This window comes from Larkinella sp. VNQ87 (assembly GCF_049445795.1).
GTDB lineage: Bacteria > Bacteroidota > Bacteroidia > Cytophagales > Spirosomataceae > Larkinella.
Genome location: NZ_JBMSDT010000001.1, coordinates 555,056 through 578,136 on the forward strand (window position 1 = coordinate 555,056; position 23,081 = coordinate 578,136).

At 54.0% G+C, this 23,081-nt stretch carries 15 protein-coding genes; 9 read left to right on the top strand and 6 right to left on the bottom strand.

The window, feature by feature from the left end:
- Nucleotides 1-132: 132 nt before the first annotated feature.
- Nucleotides 133-1,707, bottom strand: coding sequence for an FG-GAP repeat domain-containing protein (locus tag ACO2Q8_RS02410; RefSeq protein ID WP_423343175.1), 1,575 nt, complete (start codon nt 1,705-1,707; stop codon nt 133-135).
- Between the two features lie 301 nt (nt 1,708-2,008).
- Between ACO2Q8_RS02410 and nadE the strand changes: the two genes are divergently transcribed.
- Genes nadE through ACO2Q8_RS02425 form a run of 3 tightly spaced genes read left to right on the top strand, consistent with a single transcriptional unit; the run spans nt 2,009 to nt 4,650 of the window.
- Nucleotides 2,009-4,033 carry an NAD(+) synthase gene (gene nadE, locus ACO2Q8_RS02415; RefSeq protein WP_423343176.1) on the top strand — a complete coding sequence of 675 codons (2,025 nt, stop codon included), beginning with the start codon at nt 2,009-2,011 and terminating at the stop codon, nt 4,031-4,033.
- Nucleotides 4,034-4,060: 27 nt separating this feature from the next.
- Entirely contained in the window at nt 4,061-4,300 is a 240-nt protein-coding gene (locus ACO2Q8_RS02420; RefSeq protein WP_423343177.1) for a DUF433 domain-containing protein, read from the top strand.
- Nucleotides 4,297-4,650 (top strand): DUF5615 family PIN-like protein, encoded by a 354-nt coding sequence (locus ACO2Q8_RS02425; protein WP_423343178.1) that lies wholly within the window; start codon nt 4,297-4,299, stop codon nt 4,648-4,650. Before ACO2Q8_RS02420 ends, ACO2Q8_RS02425 begins: the two co-directional genes overlap by 4 nt.
- Nucleotides 4,651-4,737: 87 nt before the next feature.
- Here ACO2Q8_RS02425 and ACO2Q8_RS02430 read toward each other — a convergent pair whose 3' ends face one another.
- The gene (locus tag ACO2Q8_RS02430) at nt 4,738-5,616 is read right to left on the bottom strand and encodes an SDR family oxidoreductase (protein ID WP_423343179.1); all 879 of its coding nucleotides are present in this window, start codon (nt 5,614-5,616) and stop codon (nt 4,738-4,740) included.
- Between the two features lie 132 nt (nt 5,617-5,748).
- Between ACO2Q8_RS02430 and ACO2Q8_RS02435 the strand changes: the two genes are divergently transcribed.
- The gene (locus ACO2Q8_RS02435; protein WP_423343180.1) at nt 5,749-6,627 is read left to right on the top strand and encodes a DMT family transporter; all 879 of its coding nucleotides are present in this window, start codon (nt 5,749-5,751) and stop codon (nt 6,625-6,627) included.
- A gap of 152 nt (nt 6,628-6,779) precedes the next feature.
- A complete protein-coding gene (locus tag ACO2Q8_RS02440; RefSeq protein WP_423343181.1) occupies nt 6,780-7,832 on the top strand; it encodes a hypothetical protein in 1,053 nt (350 codons plus the stop codon).
- 56 nt (nt 7,833-7,888) lie between these two features.
- On the opposite strand, the gene ACO2Q8_RS02445 is transcribed toward ACO2Q8_RS02440, so the two are convergent.
- From ACO2Q8_RS02445 to ACO2Q8_RS02460, 4 genes are all read right to left on the bottom strand, one after another.
- The gene (locus ACO2Q8_RS02445; protein WP_423343182.1) at nt 7,889-8,452 is read right to left on the bottom strand and encodes a phosphonate degradation HD-domain oxygenase; all 564 of its coding nucleotides are present in this window, start codon (nt 8,450-8,452) and stop codon (nt 7,889-7,891) included.
- Nucleotides 8,453-8,561: 109 nt separating this feature from the next.
- A complete protein-coding gene (locus ACO2Q8_RS02450) occupies nt 8,562-10,043 on the bottom strand; it encodes a SusD/RagB family nutrient-binding outer membrane lipoprotein (protein WP_423343183.1) in 1,482 nt (493 codons plus the stop codon).
- A 115-nt stretch (nt 10,044-10,158) separates the two neighbouring features.
- Nucleotides 10,159-13,482, bottom strand: coding sequence for a SusC/RagA family TonB-linked outer membrane protein (locus tag ACO2Q8_RS02455; RefSeq protein WP_423343184.1), 3,324 nt, complete (start codon nt 13,480-13,482; stop codon nt 10,159-10,161).
- Between the two features lie 375 nt (nt 13,483-13,857).
- Nucleotides 13,858-14,889, bottom strand: a complete 1,032-nt coding sequence (locus ACO2Q8_RS02460; RefSeq protein WP_423343185.1) for a LacI family DNA-binding transcriptional regulator — start codon at nt 14,887-14,889, stop codon at nt 13,858-13,860.
- Nucleotides 14,890-15,213: 324 nt separating this feature from the next.
- Here ACO2Q8_RS02460 and ACO2Q8_RS02465 point away from each other — a divergent pair, with 324 nt between their 5' ends.
- The 4 genes from ACO2Q8_RS02465 to ACO2Q8_RS02480 all read left to right on the top strand — a co-directional run bounded on the left by ACO2Q8_RS02465 (nt 15,214) and on the right by ACO2Q8_RS02480 (nt 22,939).
- Entirely contained in the window at nt 15,214-18,258 is a 3,045-nt protein-coding gene (locus ACO2Q8_RS02465) for a SusC/RagA family TonB-linked outer membrane protein (RefSeq protein WP_423343186.1), read from the top strand.
- A 149-nt stretch (nt 18,259-18,407) separates the two neighbouring features.
- Nucleotides 18,408-19,883 carry a RagB/SusD family nutrient uptake outer membrane protein gene (locus ACO2Q8_RS02470; RefSeq protein ID WP_423343187.1) on the top strand — a complete coding sequence of 492 codons (1,476 nt, stop codon included), beginning with the start codon at nt 18,408-18,410 and terminating at the stop codon, nt 19,881-19,883.
- A 99-nt stretch (nt 19,884-19,982) separates the two neighbouring features.
- Complete coding sequence (locus ACO2Q8_RS02475; RefSeq protein ID WP_423343188.1) at nt 19,983-21,131, top strand: hypothetical protein; 1,149 nt, start codon at nt 19,983-19,985, stop codon at nt 21,129-21,131.
- 2 nt (nt 21,132-21,133) lie between these two features.
- A complete protein-coding gene (locus ACO2Q8_RS02480; protein WP_423343189.1) occupies nt 21,134-22,939 on the top strand; it encodes an FAD-dependent oxidoreductase in 1,806 nt (601 codons plus the stop codon).
- Nucleotides 22,940-23,081 lie beyond the last annotated feature (142 nt).

Consider the following 23,081-nt stretch of genomic DNA (forward strand, 5'->3'; position numbering starts at 1 on the left):
GCAAAGATGAGCCGGGAAGTTGCCTGGTTCAAAAGAAAATGTAGCAGAAGGAATAATTCGGGGACAAATGGCCGAAAATGAATTCAAAACCGTTTCCGGCATGCCCTGAAAAACCGGCATTAAGGGTAAAGCCTACCGAATCGTATTTTCCAGGACAACAACGGAAGGCCCGGTTGTCATCCATTTTTTACCGAGCCCGGTGGTATCGCCTTGGGGAATAAAATAAACAAACGAACCCAACACAAGGTCACAATCGCCATCCGCATCCATGTCGCCAGCATCCATTACGACCCATCTCCCCTTCGGAGCTTCGGGAAACGAATAATCGTCGAAGGTCAGATTTCCCTTATTTCTGAGATAAATAAAGCTTTCTTCCGGGTAGCGAAGATAGTCCGGAAAGAACGAGATAGCCGCAATGTCCAGATCGCCATCCAGATCATAATCGCGCACCATCGCCTTATACGCGCCATTCAACGGATAAAAATAGGCTTGTTTAAAGTTGGATTTGCCATCGTTGAGAAAAATATAAATCCCGTGGTATTTCTTCAGGATCGGTGATTTGTCGGCATTGTCGCCACTGACATAGACGATATCATCAAAACCGTCTTTGTTCCAATCCGCCAGTTCCATATGCTGGGAGCCATTGAGCGGCAGAAAGGTTAGCAATCGTTTTTCCTGAAACAGACCCGATCCCTGGTTTTCGTACAAAAAAACACCCTCGTCGCCCTGAGCCATGAGCACATAAATATCCGGTAATCCATCTTGGTTGGCGTCTTTGATAATGGCCGTGATCGCACCGGGTTTCTGCCGTAAAATCCGCCGGTCATACCCCCCTCTGCCGTTATTTTTGTACCAGGCCAGTTGCCCGGTTTGATTACCAAACTCACAGGCTACGACATCTTCGGCCCCGTCTTTGTCTAAATCTCCGAAAGCCATAAAAACGGGTCGCCGTAAAGCCGGGATCGCAATATTGCCCAGTTTGTAGCCTGGCCCCGATTCATTTTTTACCCAGCGCAGCAGGGCTCCATCGGGGGCATCATTCGGAAATATCCCTTTTCCAACCGTTGTGATGTAGAGATCATTTGCTTTTTCATCAAATTGAATGGGCGTTGCTCCCAATCCCAGGCTATAATTCTCGGTAAGGTCGGGGGTAAGAAATGTTAGAATATTGCGCGCGCCTTTGCCATCATTAAAGACGATGCCTCGGTTATCGGGTAGAATTTTGACGAGGGTCGTCAGCGCAGGCCGGTGCGAAAAGGCAGCTTCTTTGTACTTGAAATGCGGTAGCCCGATCCGAATGGTGTGGTTGCGAACGGGCGACAGGATCGTGTCCGGTGCGTTCTGAAGGTAATACTCCTCGATTTTACGCCAATCCTCTTTTGCCAAAACCGGCTTTTCCGGATAGATTCCAGCGTTCCGGACCAACGTGCCGCTCACGCCGGGATCAAACAAACTATCGGGCCTTGATCCCCCGCTATAAATTCCCAGGCGATGTCCCATGGCCGGAAGCACATCCTTCCAATTCGTTTTTGCCAGCAATTCGGGGCTCACAAACGCATGGCAACTGCCACAATGCGCCATCGCCAATTCCTTTCCCGAGAGTCCCGAAACCAGTATGTCTTCCGATTCCGTTTTATCATGTTGTTTTTTAGCCGTGCAGGAGCCGAGTAGAAGGAGTAAACTACAAAACAGGAACAGTGGTCGCATATACAAAATAACCGAATTCGGGCGATTGGCAACCAGGCCTGGTTGCTACTTTTTTTTCATTCCCTAAATCAAGGCTTTGCGTGGGTTATAAACGGAGCGGTTTTGGCAGAATCTGCCCGACTGCACGGGGTCAGCACGTTTTTTTTATCGGAATTAGACCATAACCGTTAATTTGCGGTTCTTCGTTTTCAAACGGGCCAACATTCGTTTTTTAAAATGTGTTTCCCTACCGGGCACTCTTGCTAAAAACCGTTGCCCGCCAGGGAACCGAAACCCTGACTAAACAGAACAACCGCATTCTATGAAGCTTATAAAAGTTGCCGCCGGTGTTGTCAACCAGATCCCGATGGCCTGGGAACACAACCGCCGGAACCTCATCGATGCCATTGAAGAAGCCAAACGCCAGCAAGTCAGCATTTTGTGTTTACCCGAATTGTGTATCACCGGTTACGGCTGCGAGGATATGTTCTTCTCGCACGAGCTGATCGAACAGGCCAAACAGAGTCTGCTGGAACTGGTGCCGCACACCGCCGACATCATCGTCGCCGTCAGTCTGCCGCTGCGGCTGGCCAATAACCGCACCTACGACACGGCCTGTCTGATTGCCAACAAACGGATTCTGGGGTTTGTCTGCAAACAGGTGCTCGCTAACAACGGAATTCACTACGAAACCCGCTGGTTTCAGCCCTGGACGGCCGGGGTGCGCGACGAAATCCAGATCGGTGAGTTTACGTACCCGGTCGGCGATCTGCTGTTCGATGTATCAGGGGTAAAAATCGGTTTTGAAATTTGCGAGGATGCCTGGATTGCCAGCCGGCCGGGCCGCCACCTCTACGAGCGGGGTGTCGATATCATCCTCAATCCGAGCGCCAGCCATTTCGCCTTTTTCAAGTCCCACGTCCGCGAACGGTTTGTGATCGACGGATCACGGGCGTTCGGGGTGAGCTATATTTACTGCAACCTGCTGGGCAACGAGTCGGGGCGGGCCATTTTCGACGGCGATGCCATGATTGCCTCCAACGGCCAGTTGCTGGTGTCGGGGCCGCGTTTCAGCTACGCCGACCACCTGATTATCACCGCCGTCATTGATGTCGACGACACGCGGTTGAGCCAGGTCCAGAACAAAGTCAACCTCGCCGGGCTCTTTCCGAACCTGCGTGTACCGGCTCAGTTTGATTTTCCGCCGGTAAAACCGGTCGTGCAGAAGGCCGAACTGGAATACTGGGAGCGCGGGGATCATCTGAAGGAAGAAGAGTTTGCGCGGGCCGTGGCGCTGGCGCTGTTCGATTACCTGCGGAAAAGTCGCTCGCACGGTTTTGTGTTGTCGCTGAGCGGAGGAGCCGATTCGTCGGCCATTGCGGCCCTGGTGTCGCTCATGATTCGGATGGCCGACGAAAGCATTGGCCTGGACGCCTTCAAGAAGAAATTGAGTTACATCAAGGCTATTCAGAGTCTGAAAACCGTCGAAGAAATTTGTAGCGCGTTGCTGACGACGATTTATCAGGGAACCGAAAACAGTTCGAAAGATACCTACGAGTCGGCCGAATCGCTGGCGAAGTCCATTGGCGCGACGTTTTACAACATCAACATCAACGGCCTGGTCGAGACGTATACCAAGCTGATCGAGGAGCAGTTGGGTCGACAGCTTAGCTGGGACACTGATGACGTCGCGCTGCAAAACATCCAGGCGCGGGTGCGGGCTCCGAGCGCGTGGCTGCTGGCCAACATTCAGAATGCGCTGCTGCTCTCGACCTCCAACCGCTCGGAAGCGTCGGTGGGCTATGCGACGATGGACGGCGACACGGCGGGCAGCATCTCCCCCATCGCCGGAATCGACAAGCACTACCTGCGGGGATGGCTGCGCTGGCTCGAAACCGTGGGCGTCGGCGGCACCATCAAAGTCGAGGGCTTACAGAAAGTAAACAACCTGCAACCGACCGCCGAACTCCGCCCGCTCGACAAGAAGCAAACCGACGAGGAAGACCTGATGCCGTACGACGTGCTGAACGCCATCGAAAAATTCGGTATTCGGGACAAGCTGTCGCCGAAGGAAGTCATGCAGCAGGTCGAGGTGGCGTTTGAAGGGCAATACGACCGCCAGCAGTTGTACGTTTCGGTCGACCGGTTTTTCCGGCTCTGGAGCCGCAACCAGTGGAAACGCGAACGGTATGCACCCTCGTTCCACCTCGACGACGAGAACGTAGACCCCAAAACCTGGTGCCGTTTCCCGATTCTGAGCAGCGGTTTCGAGAAAGAACTCGCCGAGTTGAAGGCCTACGTCGACGGCAACGACGGCCGGGGCCGGAAAGGGAAGATTGGGTTTTAAATGTATATTTGAGAAAATAAAATAGCCATGAACAACATAAACTGGCGGGATTATATCACCACTGACCCGACCACCATGGTCGGCAAGCCGATCATCAAGGGCACCCGCATCACGGTGGAATTGATTGTCGAAAAACTTGCCTATGGCGAGCCCATTGATGAAATCCTGATTGATTACCCTCATTTAACGCGCGAAGCGATTTTCGCCTGTTTGCATTATGCTGCAGACGCCGTTCGTAACGACATCATTTTTGATCTGGCAGCATGATTACCATTTTGGCAGATGAAAACGTTGAAAGCCGGATAGTTAATTTGTTGCGCGAAAATGGGTATCAGGTTCAGTACATTTCTGAATCGAATCAGGGCATTTCTGACAGTCAGGTTTTGGATCAGGCTGTTAGAGCCATCCATTTATTACTGACAGCGGATAAGGATTTTGGCGAACTACACTATCGGTACGGGCAAGTTCACCATGGTGTTTTGTTTTATCGCTTGTCAAAAATGACAACACTCGAAAAGGCCCAGATCATTCTAGAAGCGATACAGGCGAATCAGAATGATCTGGTGGATGCCTTTACGGTTTTGACCAATAATAAAATTCGGATTCGCCGACCTTAAGTACCCCCGGACTTTAGTCCGGGTGAGCTAGTACCAACTACTGGAGTTAGAATTACCTACCCGGACTAAAGTCCGGGGGTACGGTTTTCAAACTAATTCCCCTACCCGGCTGAACGCACCGGCGTATTCACTAACGAAGTCGGCGTACGACCGGGGTTCCCGGCCCAGCAGTTGGGTGAGCACGGCAAGATCTTCGTCGGACGCCCGCAGCCCCTGTTTCTGGAAAAACCGGTACATCTCGACCCAGTCATCCACCAGCCAGCCCGGCAACCACTGTTTGACCTGTGCCGACCAGCTTTCCAGATCATTTCCGGCGTAGCGAACCTCGTAACCCAGTTGTTCGCTCAGAATGCGGGCCGTATCGTCGGCTGTCAGGATGTCCGGCCCGGCCAGCGGGATGCGTTGGCCGTCAAACTCATCGGTCAGCAACACCCGAACGGTGGCTTCGGCAATGTCCCGCACATCGATCCGGCTCAGGCCCACACCGCCAAATGGCTGCGTATACAGGCCGTGGTTGACAATTCCGTCTTTAAACCAGAAGTCATTCTGATAGAAGTTATTCGGACAAATAAACGTGTAATTCAGCCCCGACCAGAGGACGGCTTTTTCAATGGAAATTTTCGTGCGAAAATGCGGAATATGAAAGCCCTCGTATACATTATGAACACTCTGGTACACGATCTTCCGCACTCCCGCCCGGCGGGCAGCGGCCACGGCGTAGGTTCCCTGGGCCACTTCGGTATGGCTCTGGCGGTTTAGCAGAAAGACTTGATCGATGCCCTCGAAGGCCGGTGGCAACGTAGCCGGTTGGTCCATGTTGCCGACCACGGTTTCGACGCCCTCCGGCACCAAAGCGGCTTTTTCGGCCGAAGTAACCAACACCCGAACCGATTGCTGCTGACGCAGCAATTCCTGAACTACCTGACTTCCGACGGTACCCGTACCGCCCAGCACTAATGTTTTCATGTGTCGTTTGTATTTGCTGTTGATGGATCAAAAATGGCAGGTGTGAGCAGCAAACCTAGTGGCGAATCCGTTGAAACGGAAAAATGCCGCGTTGAAGTGGTAGGCATACCGGCTCCGGCGTACCTTTGCGCCATGAAATTTTTGCTTCCCGGTTTGCTTTTTGCCGCGCTCTGGGCTTCGGCTTCGGCCGCCACCAAATTCGGCGTTCTCTCCGCCGATCCGCTTATTCTGGCTACTGTACGCTTTTTGATTGCCGGTCCGCTGATGTTGCTCGTCGCCCACGGTTTCCAGCGACACGGGCTACCGAATCGCACCGAGTTCGGTCGTCTGACGGTTTTTGCCCTGCTGAACACCACCCTTTACCTCGGCGCTTTTGTGCTGGCGCTCAAGCATGTAGCGGCTGGAATTGGTAGCCTCTCCACGGCGACCAACCCATTGTTTATCACCTTGTTGTCGGCCTTGTGGCTTCGGCGACCGGTGCGCTGGTACGAAGTGGCCGGGATCGGGATCGGCATGGGCGGGGTGTTGCTGGCGACCTATCCGCTGCTGCAAAACAGCTACGCAACCATACCGGGGCTGTTGATTCTGCTGGGTGGCATGGTGTCGGTATCAGCGGCTACAGTGTATTATGCCCGGTTTTCGTGGCAATTGCCCACGCTCGTTATCAATGGCTGGCAGGTGTTGATTGGGGGCCTCTTGTTGCTCCCCTTCACGCTGGTTTTCGCTGATTTTAACCAGTCGAAGTACGACGCCCGGTTTTGGGGCTCAGTCTTCTGGCTGATCATCCCGGTTTCGGTCGCGGCCCTGCAACTGTGGTTTTACCTGGTCCGGCAGGATGCGGTGCAGGCGTCGCTCTGGCTGTTTCTTTGCCCGATTTTCGGTTTTGCCTACTCCTCCCTCCTGCTCGACGAACCGCTGACGATTCACACCTTTCTTGGCACGGCGATGGTGCTGGCGGGCTTGTACCTGGGCCAGCGCGATAAGTTTAGAAGCCCGCAAAACCGTCGTTAAAAGTGGCCACCCAGGCCCGTTTTTCGCTCTGGTTTTATTCGATTACCCCAGGTATTCATTTTTATTCATAATCCATTGAAAAACAGCAATATACATACATAAAATAATCCTTAAAACCGGAACATCAGCCGACCTTTTTTTGTTCTATTTACATGAACACGAACACAGGAAATACGATGAACCAAGAAGGGAAATTAGTGCCGTTTACGCCCGGTCAACCGGCGGACGAAACCTGGCGGAAATCGATCCCGGCGCAGGTCTTTCTGAACCACTTTTTCGCGATCGATTTTCACATCCAGCGGCAGGACGACCTGTTCGATCTGACCCGGTTTCCGCTGTTTCAGGATTTTGAACCCCGGCTGACCGACGAACAGATCAAGTCGCTGGAAAAACTGCTCCTCAATAGCTGGAGCGCCGAGTACGCCCTTCGGATTACGCCGGTCGTCAATGATAATCAGTACCTGCAAAGTTCGCTGCACTGGACGTTCCCGCAGGCGTATTACAGCGTTCTGTTCAGCGTCCGGGCGTTCCTGCACACGATGGGCGAACCGGTCAGTAACGAAGAAATTATCCGCCGTCGCATCGGCAACATGGTGGTGCGTGGTTATTACCCGGCTTCGGTTGGTTTTTATGCCTCCGGTCCGCTGAACAACTACCGGACCATGCGGCTGCCGATGGCGAAGCTGGATATTGCCAAACCGGATCTGACGCTGCCTTCCCGTGAGTCGGCGGCCCAGATCGAGATTGCGCAGTTTTTGAAAACCTCCCGTGATCAACGCATCAAGGCATTGCGGCAGGCCATCCAGAACAACCCGAAAACCGCCCTGCGCAGTGTAAAAACCGGCAAAATTTTGCAGAAATTCGGGGTGGAACAATACAAGCAATTGGGCAAGCAAATCGGTTACACAACGTATTTCGATGCCCTGAGCCGACTCCGGATTTCGTCGACCAACCGCGAGATTGAACGGTTTGTCGAGTCAGAAATCGATGTGCGATTATTCCACGAGAGCCTGGTCAACATCGTGTCTCACATCAATGCGGTGCACGAAGCTTACATTGCCAAAGCGCTCGGGATACAGAGCTACAACCAGTTGATTGCCAAACTGCCTTCGTATTTACAGGAAGGTTTTCTGCGCGAACGGCTGCAAACCGTGATCGAACCGATGCTACAGGGCGATCAGCAGGCGTTCCGGGTTGCGGCTTAATACAGTCCGAACCAGTTTATACTAAAAGCCCCGGCGTTTCCGTCGGGGCTTTTCTTTTAATTACGCTCCAGGTACTGGCGACACAGGGCCAGGTAGTGTTCCACCGGGGGCGTGTCGGCATCGGTTTCTTTCGCCAGTTCGTCCCAGCCACGCACCTGCAAGATGCCCCGGAAATACGGATTGGTTTCAAACGCAGCGGCTTCCTGGGACGTCATCGGCCCGCCCTGAAATTCCAGCGTTTTCAGGCTGGCTTCCGACAGTTTGTTGAAATACGCCGGATTTTTGTAGGTCAGATACCGCTTGGCGTTGACGTGGTGTTCGATCAATTGGGCCACTTTCTCCGAAAAACCGCGTTCACGCAGCCAGTCGGCCCCCAGCTTCTCGTGATCGACTCGACCGTAATCATCCATGTGATCCTCGGCAACGTCCGACGGCAGCAAGTGCCCGATGTCGTGCAGAAAAGCCGCAATCACGGTTTCCTCATCCGCCCCGGCCCGCTCGGCCAGCGCCCCTGACTGCAACATATGCTCCAGTTGCGAAACCGGTTCGCCGTAATAATCCTCCGAACCGTGCTTCTCAAAGAGTTCGGTAATTTCCGCAATCGCCTGATCGGTCGTCATCGTTTTTTCAATGAGTGAATGAGTGAATTGTGAATGAGTGAATAGCGCTGCCTATTTCTATTTCTTGCGAAGCTATTCACTCATTCACAATTCGCTCATTCGCAATTTATTATTTGTCCCACCACACCGGGGTGTTGAGGTCGTTGGTTCCCTGGGTTTTGATGGCGGCTTCGACCGACGCTTTGTTCAGGGAAAGTTCGGAGCTGGGGTACGGGAAGCGCACCGGCACCCGGTTTTGGTTCAGGTTCGACGGGCCTGGCGTGATCGTCGGGATGCCCGTCCGGCGCCAGTCAAACCAGGCTTCGAGCCCGTTGTAAAATAACGCAATCCATTTCTGAGTTCCAATCAGTTCGAGGGCTTTTGCGTCCGTAAAGGCCGCATTCGGCTGCGTTAGGTACCCCGCCGGAACGTCCAGCGCGTAGTAGTTGAACGAGGCCGTAATGCCTTTCTCGTAATAGCTTTTGGCATCACCCGTGATGAATTTCTTCTGCGCGGCTTCGGCCAGGATAAACTGTAATTCGGCGTAGGTCATGAGGATACCTTTGGCGATGTTCAGGTTGGCGTCAGTCGGGGTTCCAAAACCGTCGATGTAGTAGTTGGAACCGATCCGCGAAACGTTTTGCGCCCCGCCGTTGTAGGTCAGCGCCGAGTTATCGTCCAGACCGTTCGGAACACCCACGTACGCCGGTTTACCAGCGGCCACCGAAGCCACCGTCGGGCGGGCAAAAATGGTCAGACGCGGATCGTTCAGTTGGGTCAGCCGGTCGCCCAGCGTTTTGCTCAACCGGAATTCATCGAACGAGCCAACCCGTGAGGTATACAGCGGAAACTGATTCGGCACCGTGGGCAGATACCGCAGCGTCGCATGGTCGGCGTTGGAGGTAAAAACCGGGTAGGTCGTCGGATTGCCGACGATGGCCTGCATATCGGCTTTCACATCCTTCTTGTTCGAAATCCGCATCAGGTACCGCAACCGCAGCGAGTTGGCGGTTTTCTTCCACTTCGACACATCGCCCCCAAACAGAATGTCGCCGTTGATGGCTCCGTTCTCGGGAGCCAGCAGACCGTTGGCATCCGCCAGGTCTTTCAGAATGGCCGTGTAAATCGACTCCTGCGAATCGTACTTAGGGAAATAAGTAGCCTCTTTCCCTTTGGTAGCTTCCGTGAACGGCACATCGCCGTACGCATCCGTGATCAGCGATGTCACCCAGGCCCGCATCACCAGCGCAACCCCCTGGTAGTTCTTCTGGACCGGGTTGGCGCTCGAAGCAATGGTGTACATGTTCTGGATTTCGCGCAGCACGGAATAGCCCGTGTTCCAGATACCGTTTTGTTCTCCCCACAGATAGCGGTCTTCGTTCACAAACTGAATTTTGGCCGTGTATTGCATCACAGTGTTGCCGATTCCCCAGGCCGTTCCCATGTTTTCATTGATCGGACTTCGGATGATATTCGGCAGGAGCAAATCGGGCGTTACCGTATTCGGCACGTTGGGGTTGGTGTTGACTTCCTCAAAGTTGTTGTCGCAGGACGTGCCGACTGCCATCAGCAGCGTCAGACAGGCGATCAACCGGATGTATGTTTTTTTCATAGAAGTAGATAGCGGTTTTTAGTTTATTGTTTAGAGTTTATAGCTAACAAGCTTCTGACTAACAGCTTATTACCTTACCCAACTATAAACTTTAAACAATATACTTTAAACTTGATTAGAGATTAAACGACAGGTTGACACCGTAGCTCCGAGCCGATGGGATTGCCACCGATTCTGCCCCCGGGATAACGGTTCCGCCCGACACCGAAGCGGTTTCCGGATCGATGTGCGGCACTTTGGTCCACAGGAACAGATTCCGGCCCACCAGCGACAGCATTACGTTACGGAAGGGCAGTTTCTGACCCAGCAGCCGGTTCGGAATCGTGTAGCCCAGTTTTACCTCCCGCAATTTGGTGAAGGAAGCATCGAAGATCGCCCCTTCCAGCACCCGGCGACCGAGCGTGAACGCCGTATGCCACTCGCGGGCCGAAATCCGGCGCTGGTTCGGCGAAAATTGCCCTTCCCCGGTTTTATTTACGCCCGGCACCACGTAGTACGTTCCTTCCGGTGCATTCCGAAACTCCCGGTCCACCGAGTTATCATAGTAGCCATTTTCACGTCCTTGCAGCGTTTCGACCAACTGACCCGCTTCCCGACCGACCACGTAAGTATGCGAGTACACTTCTCCCCCTTTTCGAATGTCGAACAGGAAGCTCAGGTTGAAGCCTTTGTAGGTGACAGAGTTGTTGATACCGGCCAGCCAGTCGGGGTTGTAATTGCCCAATTTTTGCAACGTCGTCGTCGAGATGGGACGTCCGTCGGTGGTGGTCACCAACTGACCCACATATTGCCCCGTCGGGTCGTAGTACTGGCTGTTCGGATCGCTGCTCACGCGTTCGTAGGCATAGCCGTACATATCGCCCATCCGCTCGTTGACGCGGGCCTGCACGGAGAAATAGCGGCTTGCCAGTTCGTAGGTTGTCACTCCGCTCGCCAATTCGAGCACCTTGCTGCGGTTGCGCGAAAAGTTGACGTTCATGTCCCACCGCAGACCGATGTTGTCCAGCCGAACCGGCGTCAGGTTCAGCATAACTTCAATCCCCTGGTTCTGAATCCGTCCGGCGTTCTGCACAATCTGGCTGTACCCGGTAGTGCCCGAAAGCGGCAGGAAGATAATCTGGTTGCGGCTGATCGTATTGTAATAAGTAAAATCGAGGCCGATGCGGTTTTTCAGGAAACGCAGGTCAACACCGTATTCCTGCGAACTGCTGATTTCGGGTTTCAGGCTCAGGTTCGGAATCCGCGTCGATTCGCTGAAAGTCGGCGTCGTGCCCCAGGGCGTTCCGGGGTTGAACGGCTGCGAGAACTGATATGGCTCCGTGTCGTTCCCGACCTGCGCATACCCGGCCCGAAGTTTGGCAAACGATACCCACGAGGGCATCTTCACCCAATCGCTCACGACAGCGCTGAGTGTTCCCGACCAGTAGAAATACGAATTGTCGGCGGCTCCTACCACGCCCTGCGGCAGTGTCAGCGTGCTCGACCAGTCGTTCCGGCCGGTCAGTTCGAGCGTCAGTTTGTCCTGGTACGTCAATTGACCGGAGGCAAACAAGCTGTTGATCCGTCGTTCGGAGGTGTTTTGCGAATATTCCAGCGGCACCCGCGTGTTGTTTAGACTGAATACTCCCGGCACCGTCAACTGGGGGGCAAAGTTGTCGACGTAATCGTAGGTATTCAGGCGCTGGTTGCCCCCGGCGGTTCCGCTGAGTGTAAAGTTTTCATTAAGTTTTTTATCCACCAGAAACAACAGGTCGGTATTCCGCTCCAGCGTTTTGACGGTTTCCCGCCGATACGAACCATACGGATACCGCTGCGTACTGAACGCCCGACGCCGAACACGTAACTCGTCCTGGTAATCGACCTGGCTCCGCCCCTGCACCGACAGCCAGTCCGTCAGTTGATAGGAAAGCGTAATGTTACCAATCACCCGGTTGATGTCCTGGCCATTGGTATTTTCGTACATATTGAAGTACGGGTTGTCGTGGTAATTATAGTTGAAATTGAACTGCTGAATGCCTTCCAAGCCCGGTTGCCAGTAGTTCCGCATCGACGCCATATCGATATGGCGGCCCCACCAGCAATTGAGCAAATACATGATGTTTTCCGTTCCATAACTGAGGTTCGGGCGGTTGTCGCTGTGGTTACGAATGTAGCTTACGTTCGTGCGCGCCGTCAGGCGGTCGGTCAGTTTATAACCCGCGTTGACGTTGAACGTGTTCCGGGTCAGGTCGGTGTTCGGCACATACCCTTTCTGCGACAGATTAGTATAGGACAACCGAAAATCCCCTTTGTCATTGCTACCCGTTACCGCGACGTTATTGGTCAGAATTCGGCCAGTTTCGAAGAAATCCCGGATGTTGTCCGGGTGCGCGACAAACGGCGTCGGCGTGGCCACACCGGGTCCGCCGGGCACTTTCGTATCCCCGGCGCGATAGCCTTTGTCGGTGGGAGAATCGTGCTGCACCAGCAAGCGGCCATCCATTTTCGGGCCCCAGCTTTCGTCTACGCCATCGCGTACCCCCCCACCGGAACCGTCTTTGAACGTAAACTCGCCGTTCAGCCCCTGGCCGTAGACATTTTGGTAATCCGGTAACCGCAGCACGGATTCAAACGTCAGGTTCGAATTGACGCTCACGCCAATGCCTTTCGTGCCTTTCCCGCTTTTAGTCGTGATGACCACCACCCCGTTGGCCGCCCGTGATCCGTAGAGGGCCGTGGCACTGGCACCTTTCAGCACCGTCATGGTTTCAACATCATCCGGGTTAACAAAACCGGCTCCGTTGCCATAGTCGGCATCCTGGTTGTTGCGGCCCGATGAACCGACGAAATTGTTGTTGATCGGCAACCCGTCGATCACAAAAAGTGGCTGGTTCGCGTTGATATTCAGCGACTTTTCACCCCGAATCGTGATCCGAGACGAGCCGCCGATCCCCGACGGGCTGTTGACCACCGTGACGCCCGCAATCTTCCCGGCCAGTTGGCTCACCAGGTTGGTTTCGCGAGCTTGTGTCAGCGCAGAATTGTCGATTTTCTGGGTCACGTACCCCAGGTTACGCTGCTGTTTGGAAATCCCGAGTGCCGTAACAACGACTTCGTTGAGACTTTGGGCCGACGCAGACAGCGTTACATTAATAGTCGTCTGATTACCCACCGTTACTTCCTTCGGCTCAAAACCGATGAATGAATAAATCAATACTGCCGACTGGTTGGGCACCGTCAGCGAGTAGGTACCATCGTTCCGGGTTGTGGTACCCGTTGTCGTTCCTTTTACCACAATGGAAACCCCTGGCAAAGGCAGGTTCTCTTCGGAAGAAATGACTTTCCCGGTAATCGTTTGGGCCAGCAGGGGCACCGAGAACAACAGAATGGCCAGCGTCAGCACAATCTGGCGACAGTCGAACCTCCAAAAAGCAACGGGAGGAAGTAGTTTTTTAATCATAGTGTAGTTAGGGATGCTCCGCCGGGCGGAGGTGATTGATGGATACGGGGCATTACTGTCCTTGAAAAGCGGCAAAGGTATCGGGCGCTTGTTGCGTGATTATTAAGGAATTATGAACTTTATAATACACGAAACATAAATAGCATAAGATATCGAATAAATCAATTATTGCCACACAAAATACCTGCTTAATACTATTAACCCAGAATAAAATACCATATCAACACCAAAATATATACTATTTATTCCATTTAGTAACTTTCTATGAAGAATTGGTTCCAAACCGGCTTCTGCCCCTTAGTAGAAACAGGTTTTGAAAAAAGAAACGACAGCCGAAGTCCGGCTGTCGTTGCAAAAAGGCAGGGGGCAGGATTCTTACCCAACGGTTCCAGGCCGGGTTGATCCGCGCACGATCAGGCGCGTGGGCAGCACTACCAGTTCGGGTTCCGGGCGCTCGTCTTCAGCCGTCAGTTGATTCAGCAACAAGCGGGCAGCCTGCTGCCCGATCTCGTCCACCGGCTGCGCCACGGTCGTCAGACCGGGTTCGACCAGGGCCGAAACCGGATCGTCGCTGAAGCCCACGATGGCAATATCGTCCGGCACCCGAAGGCCCCGGTTTTTGATGACTTTCAGGGCTTCGATGGCCGTCGGGTCGTTGATGGCAAAAAGGGCATCGGGCGGCTGGGGCAGGTTTAACAGGTGATTGACGTAAATGTTTGCCTTGTCGAGCGTCAGATCGTAGGAAATGATCAGCGCCGGATCAATCTGTATTTCGTAATGGGTCAGAGCGTCCCGGTAGCCATTCAGCCGGTAGCGACTGTTCATTAGCGAGTCGGGCCCGGCCAGGTGGGCGATCCGTCGCCGACCGGTTTTGATCAGGTGTTCGACCGCCCGGTAGGCCCCTTCGTAATCGTCGACAGCCACTTTCGACACCTCCAGTTCATCGACCACCCGGTTGAAAAGCACCACCGGAATCCCTTTCCGCTCGAAGATTTTAAAGTGATCGAAATTCCGGGTTTCTTTCGTGTGCGACACCAGAATCCCGTCTACCCGACTGGCTAACAGCAATTTGGTGTTTGCAACCTCCGTTTCGTAGGATTCATTGGCGTGGCAGATCACTACGTTATAACCAGCTTCGGCCAATACCTGCTGCGCCCCTATGATCACCTTGGGGAAAAACGGACTCAGAAACTCCGGCACCATGATTCCGATGGTTTGCGTCCGGTTGGTGAGTAACGAGATCGCCAGTTGATTCCGTTGGTAATCCAGTTGCCCAGCCAGTTCCAGGACGCGATCACGAGTTTTAGCTTTTACATTCGGGTGGCCCGTCAACGCCCGCGAAACCGTCGACTTCGACAGGTTCAGGGTTCTGGCAATATCGACAATTGTCGTTTGATGACTTTTCATAAATATAACTTTTCCTGCAAATCACTTCTCACATCTTAAAAAACAACCTAACGCTTCCGATAAATAAGGTGATTTTTTGGGAACATTCCCAATAATTTGGGAATGTTCCCAAAAAAATAAGCCAACTTTTTCTTTGCATAATCAATATATCTCAGTAATATCAAATAAAATAATCAAAAAAGCTAGTTTATACTGGCATTTGCCGACTAGCAACACAAATTGTGCGGCATAAGCGGTTTTTGGCAAACGACGTGCGGCCCTTCTCACCAAATTGTACTTTTTCTTATTACCCTCTAACTTCAAGGACTATGTCCAGATTTACGTATGGTATCTTCTAAACCCGTTCAAGCAGCCAAGAGCCTGTTGTGGCTTCTCCTGCTGGCCTTCTCTCTACCCTCCTATTCGCAAACTAATCGGGGACTGACCGTACGCGGCCAGGTGACCTCCGGTACGGAAGCCCTGCCGGGTGTCAATGTCATCATTAAAGGTTCGCAGCAAGGCACCACGACCGATGCTGAAGGCCGGTATAGCCTGAACGTACCGGACGGCAACGCCACCCTGACGTTTTCGTACATTGGGTACACCTCACAGGAAGTGAGAGTCGGCAACCGCAGCACGATTGATGTTTCGCTTCAGTCCGATGATCGCTCGCTGAACGAGGTCGTCGTGGTTGGTTACGGGACCCAGCGCAAGGTGGAAACCACGGGAGCCATTGCTTCGGTCAAAGCCGCCGATCTGGTTCAGACGCCCGTTGCCAACGTCGCGCAGGGGCTTCAGGCCCGGGTGGCCGGGGTGCAGGTCAATCAGAATACCGGCGCACCGGGCGGCAATATCAGCGTCCGGATTCGGGGTACGAACTCGATCAACGGCAATTCCGAACCGCTGTATGTGGTTGACGGTATTCAGATCTCCAATGGCGGAGGCATCAACGACGTTAGCCCGCTGTCGACGATCAACCCGAACGACATCGAGTCTGTCGAAATCCTGAAAGATGCGTCGGCTTCAGCCATTTACGGGTCGCGGGCGGCCAACGGCGTCGTGCTGATTACGACCAAGCGGGGCCGGACCGGTGCGACGCGCGTCACATTCGACAGTTATTATGGTACGCAACGGGCCGCCAAAAAGCTGGACGTGCTGAATGCCGCCGAATTTGCCCAACTGGAAAACGAGGTTTTCAAAAACAACGCCTACCCGAATCCGTCGTCGCTGGGCCAAGGCGTCAACTGGCAGGATGTCATTTTCCGGGATGCACCGATTCAGAATCACCAGCTTTCGGTCAACGGCGGTACGGAAAAAACGCAACTGGCGCTGTCGGCCAACTACTTCAACCAGGACGGCATTATCATCAATTCCAACTTCAAGCGGTACTCGTTTCGCGTCAACGTCGATCATAAAATCAGCGACCGGGTTAAAGTTGGCACCAGTATTCTGGGGAGTTACGCCGTTAACGCGGGCGTCACGACCGGGTCGCAAACCGTCGGCGACGGGGCCGTCGTAACGGGTTCCATTCTGGGGGCAGCCATTGGCGCTCCGCCGACGCTGCAACCGTACCGCGCCGATGGCACGCTGTTTCCGTTCGCCGAGCAGGGCAACGGGCAATACCGGGAAGTGGTCAACCCGCTGAACTTCTCGTCCATTCTCAACCGGACTGACATCCGCCGAACGCTCGCCAATTTCTACGGTGATGTCAACATCCTGAAAGGGTTGACCTACCGGGCTTCGTTCAACGTTGATTTGCAAAGCAGCCTCCGGGATCAGTATTCACCCCGTTCCATTGTCGCCAGAAACGACCTGAATGATAACTCCGGTTCGGGTTCCAAAACCAACGCCAACAACCTGGCGCTGCTGCACGAAAGTATTCTCACGTACAGCCAGACCTTTGCCCAGCACCATTCGTTCAAAGCGACGGCGGTTTTTGGCACCCAGGTCGAGACCTTCAATTCCAACTCCATCAGTGCCAACGGTTTTCCGAACGACGCCACGCAGAACGAAGCGCTGCAACTGGCCCTCAACCGGACCGTCAGCAGCAGCCGAAGCCGCCAACGGCTGGATTCGTACCTGGCCCGGGTGAATTACGGGTATAAAGACAAATACTTCCTGGACCTGACGGCCCGGGTCGATGGATCGAGCAAGTTCGGTGCGAACCACAAATACGGTTTGTTCCCGGCTATTTCGGCCGGCTGGCGGATCATCGAGGAGCCGTTTGCCAAAAATCTTTCCTGGCTCTCGGACCTGAAATTGCGGGGAAGCTACGGAATCACCGGAAACGCCGGTGGCCTGAACCCATACCAGTCGCTGGCAACCGTGTCGGCTTCGGGCAGCGATTACAACCTCAACAATGCGTATGTAACCGGTATCAACCCGTCGGGAATTGCCAACCCCGACCTGCGCTGGGAACGTTCGGCCCAGACCGATATTGGGCTGGACGTGGGCTTGCTCAACAACCGCATCAGCGTCATTGTCGATGTCTACCAGAAAACCACCAAAGATTTGCTGTACGTCAAAGCCCTGCCGCTGAGTTCAGGCTACAGCACCATTACCGGCAACTTTGCGTCGCTCGAAAACAAAGGGATCGAGTTTGCCGTCAATGGGCGCGTACTGGATGGTCCCGTGAAATGGAATGTGTCGGCGAACATCACGGCCAACCGCAACAAAGTCCTCGACCTCGACGGTGGCACCACCCGGGAGCGGTTTGTCACTACCTACTCGTTGTTAAGCGTGGGCCAGCCGCTGGGTGTTTTCAAAACCTATGTGTTCGACGGCGTCAACCAGACCGGCGAGACGATTCTGCCCGGCTACGACGGCCGTTTGGGCGGTCATAAAGTCAAAGACCTCAATGGCGACGGCACCATCTCGGCCCTCGATCAGACCATTACCGGCGACCCGAACCCCAATTTCATCTACGGCTTTTCGACCAACGTCTCCTACAAAGGCTTCGACTTCAGCGCCTTCCTGTCGGGTTCGCAGGGCAACGACATCTACAACGCCAGCCGCCTGTCGTTTGAGATGCCGCTGGGCCAGCGGAACCTCTTCAAAGGCGTAGTCAACCGCTGGACGCCCACCAATCCGAACAATCAATATGTGAGCCCGGCGCAGGGAGGACGGTTGCCGATCACGAATTACGTCATGGAGGACGGTTCGTACCTGCGTTGCAAAAACCTGACCCTCGGCTACACGCTGCCCCGCATCAAGGGGATTCAGCAAATTCGGGTTTACGCCAGCGCCAACAACCTGTTTACGATCACGAACTACAGCGGTTTTGATCCGGAAGTAAACACCTACGCCGGTTCCAACACGCAAATCGGGATCGATAATCTGGTGTATCCACAGGCCCGGTCGTTCCTGGGTGGTTTGCAAGTGACATTTTAAATCATCTGAACTGGGATTACGTAGATTAAAACGGTCCGCCGTAGCGGGATTATCGGACCGCCGACGCGGCCACGATAGCTCCCGCAATCATCATTTTATATCCTTTTAATCCTTTAATCCGTGTAATCCCAGTTCAAGAACCTTTCAACATGAAAAAGATACTCATTCCTATATTCGCCGTTTTTGGCCTGACAGCCTGCGAACTCGACGAAACGATTTACTCGTCTATTTATACCGAAGCCTTTTACAAAACCGCTGCCGACGCCGAAAAAGGGCTGATTGCGGCTTACGACCCGGTTGCCGATCTGTACAGCGGTCCGGCCATGACGCTGGTGCCGGATTTCAGCGACGACCAGACCTACCCGCGCGGGGTGGTGGGCCGCAACACGCTGACGCTGTTCTCGTACGACGTGAATTACACCGTGCAGAAAAGCAACGGCCGGACCAACGAATCGCCCCAGCAAATCTGGGCATCGGGCTACGACGGCATCGAGAAAGCCAACTGGGTGATTGCCAAGGTGCCGGACGCCGTGATGGATGAAACCCGGAAAAAACAGATCCTCGGTGAAGCGTATTTTTTGCGGGCCTTCTACCACTGGGCGCTGACCAAAAACTTCGGCGACGTGCCGATCAAGACCACTCCCAGCTATTCGGAAGCCGACGCTATTGTAGGCAAAAGCACGAAAGCCGACGTTTACAAACAGATTTACAGCGACCTCGATCAGGCTTTTGCCGCCGGACTCCCCTCCTACCCCGCCGTTGACAAAGGGCGTCCGTCGAAGGAAGTTGTGAACGCGCTCTATGCCAAAGCTGCCCTGTACAACGAAGACTGGGCCAAAGCCCTCGAAAAAGCCCAGGCCGTAATCACGTCCGGCAAGTATTCCCTGATGCCCGAAGTGCGCGACGTCTACCGCTACGACCGGGAAGATGCCGCCCGCATCGAAAACATGTGGGCCTACGAAGTGGACCCGATTTCGCCGGGTCGGTCGCACCAATTGGTGGGCCTTTGCGGCCCCGCCGGTAGCGCCGGACCCGAATACGGCCGGACTACGTTCGGGTCCATGTTTGCCTACATGTCGTTTTACAAATCGTTCAACCCGGTCGACAAACGCCGGTTGCTGCTGGATACCAACTACGTCGACAAAGCGGGCAAAATTGTGCCACAGCGCAGCATCACCCCGATCACGACGGAGGGCGTGCTGATCAAAAAATACCAGGACCCGAACTCGACCCAGGGGCTGATTCCGAACATTCCCATCCTGCGGTTGGCCGATCTATACCTGATTGCAGCCGAAGCCGAAGCCCGGCTGAACGGCGCAACCCCAGCGGCTTACGGGTATATCAACACGGTTCGGAAGCGGGCGGGCTTACCGGATTTGGCCACGGGTTTGTCGAAAGACGCCTTCATCGATGCCGTCATTCAGGAGCGGGCCTGGGAGTTCTTTGCCGAGGGCGACCGCTGGTATGACCTGACCCGGACGGGCAAATTCCTGACGGTGATTCCGAAAGCCGTCAACTCGGTGTATCCGACCCGCAACGTAACGGCCAAAAACAAGTATTTCCCGATTCCGCAGGATGAGCTGAACGCCAATCCGAAGCTGGAACAAAACCCGGACTGGAAGTAACCCCGTACCCCCGGACTTTAGTCCGGGTGAGTTAGAATGTCCAGAAGTTGATATTAACTCACCCGGACTAAAGTCCGGGGGTACGATACGACCCTAACTATGAAAAAAATAGGCGGTTTGCTTTTTGGACTATTGATCATTCTGACCAAACCGGTTTTGGCCAGAACCGGTTTCCCGGTTGGATCAAAAACCGTTGGCGAGCAACCAGCCAAAATCCGTGAGTTTACCATCACCGAAAACGACACGACTTCCTACACCCTGAAACTGGCGTTGAACACCTCGGACGAACCGCAATATTTTTTCCGAAACGTGTTCACGCCGGTTTGCCTGACGGGCGAATGCAAACCCGTGTACATCAACTTTTACTGGGATTTGCTGGGCAATTATACGCACTTCGATTTCCCGCCCGGTGAAGTCCTGACCAAGATGGATCACCGGGAATTCAAGCCGGAAGATTATGCGAAATTGCAGGATATTCTGAGCAACCAAAGCTCGTTACTGAAAGACGTCGCCATGGAAGATCTGGTCGGGAAAGGCACCGAAAACCTGGCCGATTCGGTCGATGCGAAAGCCGGAGCAACCCTAAAAACCGTCAAAAACGAGGTGATCGACGGGGCCGTGTATACCTGCTACACCCTCTGGCACCTGGCCCACGGAACGGTCGTCGACGAAATGCTGAAGATCACCGAAACCTATCGAACCGATGCGCTGCTGCACCGGTTTCTGAGCAGCAACAACCACCATTACCAGTATTGGGCCATGGAACGAATCATGGACACGAAGGGAAATGTGATGAACCCGTTTGCCAACGACCTGATGCAGATCATGCGAAGTAAAAACGTCTTTACGGCCCGGTACGCGTTGCAAAAAGTAAACAATGGTTTTTTTGCGGAAACCAACCGCCAAAACTGGCTCTGGGCGACGTACCAACAGGCCGCTTATCCGCTGCAAATTGCTATTCTGAAGAAACTGGCGACCATCCCGTTCCGGCCTCCGCTGGCCGAAAAAACCGCGCAGGCCCTCGGCAACGCCAATCCGGAACAATTCAAACTCATGCTGAATGCACTGGCCGCTCAGCCCAACTTACCCGACAAAACCGTTCAGCTTTTAGCTAATCATCTGAGTCATTCGAATGCGGACTATACCGCTGAAATCCACAAGGTTCTGACGCGCCTGCAACCCAAAAACCCGGTTGTTCGCAGCAAAATGAAGCACTACCAAACAAGCCGATCACCAACTCCCAACTAATCATGAACACTTTTCTCCGAACCCTTTTAGGCCTGCTGGTTTCCTGGCAACTGCTCGCGCAGGACCACGTCTTTGTCGAAACCGAATCGTTTGACGACAAAGGCGGCTGGGTCGTCGATCAACAGTCATTTGTGGTCATCGGTTCCTCCTACCTGATGGCTCACGGATTGGGTCGGCCGGTCAAGGACGCCAGTACGACGGTTCGTTTTCCGAAAAAAGGCAACTACCAGGTTTGGGTCCGCACGAAGGATTGGGCACCGTTTCCGAAAGGACCGGGCAAGTTTCGGGTAATGCTGGATGGGCAACCCCTAAAACCGGTTTTTGGGGAAAGCGGGTCGGACGCCTGGAAATGGTACAGCGGGGGCGAAATTGACGTCAAAACCGATCAGATGAAACTGGTCCTGCACGATTTGACCGGTTTTAATGGCCGCTGCGACGCCATTCTGTTTACCAATGCCCCGAAGTTCACCCCGCCTGACAAACCCGAAGCGCTGACGGCGTTTCGCAACAAACTGCTGAATCTGGATGGCAAACCGGCCGAAGCCGGGCACTTCGACCTCGTGGTCGTCGGGGGCGGTATTGCCGGAACCTGCGCGGCCATTTCGGCCTCGCGGATGGGCCTGAAAGTGGCCCTGATTCAGGACCGGCCGGTGTTGGGCGGCAACAACAGTTCGGAAGTTCGGGTCCATTTGCGGGGCGATGTCGATAAAAACCACTACCCGAAACTGGGCCGGATTGTGCGGGAAATGGACAACGGCGACCCCGGCAACGGCCACCCCGACGGGCAGGAATACGGTGATGCGCGCAAAACCGCCATCGTCAACGCCGAACGAAACATCAGTCTGTTCCTGAACACGCACGTGTACAAAGCCGAGAAAAACGGTGAATCGGTGACCGCAGTCGTGGGGCGCGACATTGCCACCAACAAAGAGGTCCGGTTTACGGGTACATACTTTGCCGATTGCACGGGCGACGGCACGCTGGGCCATCTGGTGGGGGCCGACTACCGGTTTGGGCGCGAAAGCAAGGCCGAAACCGGCGAGTCGCTGGCGGCCGAAAAAGCCGATAACTTTACGCTGGGCACCTCCAACCTCTGGGCGTCGCTCGAACGCGACACGGTTTCGACGTTCCCCGAAACGCCCTGGGCCATTCAGTTTTCCGACGAATACCACATCGACGAAGCCCGTGCCGACTGGCAGTGGGAAACCGGTTTTGGCAATTTCAATACGATCACCGACGCTGAGAAAATCCGCGACCATAACCTGCGGGCGGTTTTCGGCAACTGGTCGTACCTGAAAAACAACAAAAAGGCTAAATACGGTAAGCACCAACTGGCATGGGTCGCTTACATTGGTGGCAAACGCGAATCCCGGCGGCTGATGGGCGACTATGTCCTGAACCAGATGGATATACAGGAAGGCAAGCAATACCCGGATGGCACCGTAACGGCCACCTGGACGATCGACCTGCACTTTCCGGATGCCAAAAACAGCAAATATTTCGAAGGGCAGGAGTTTTTTGCCGGAACCAAACACATCAAAGTGGCTCCGTACACCATTCCCTACCGCTGTCTGTATTCCAAAAACATCACCAACCTGTTCATGGCCGGACGAAACATCAGCACAACGCACGTCGCCTTCGGCAGCACCCGCGTCATGCGGACCTGCGGCATGATGGGCGAAGTGGTCGGTTTTGCGGCTTACGTAGCCAAAAAACACAACACCAGTCCGCGCGGGGTTTACCAAGAACACCTGCCGGAATTCATGGCAATCATCAAAGACGAACCCGCCACGGCGGCTAAACCGTAATCCATCGAAGTTTTCAGTATACGGTTTTCGGTTTACAGTTTTCGGTGGTCGTTATTCGATATTCGGTGTTCGTTATTCATTATTGTGATGAAGTATCTTTTTAATAACGAACACTGAATATTGAATAACGAATTGAAGGGTC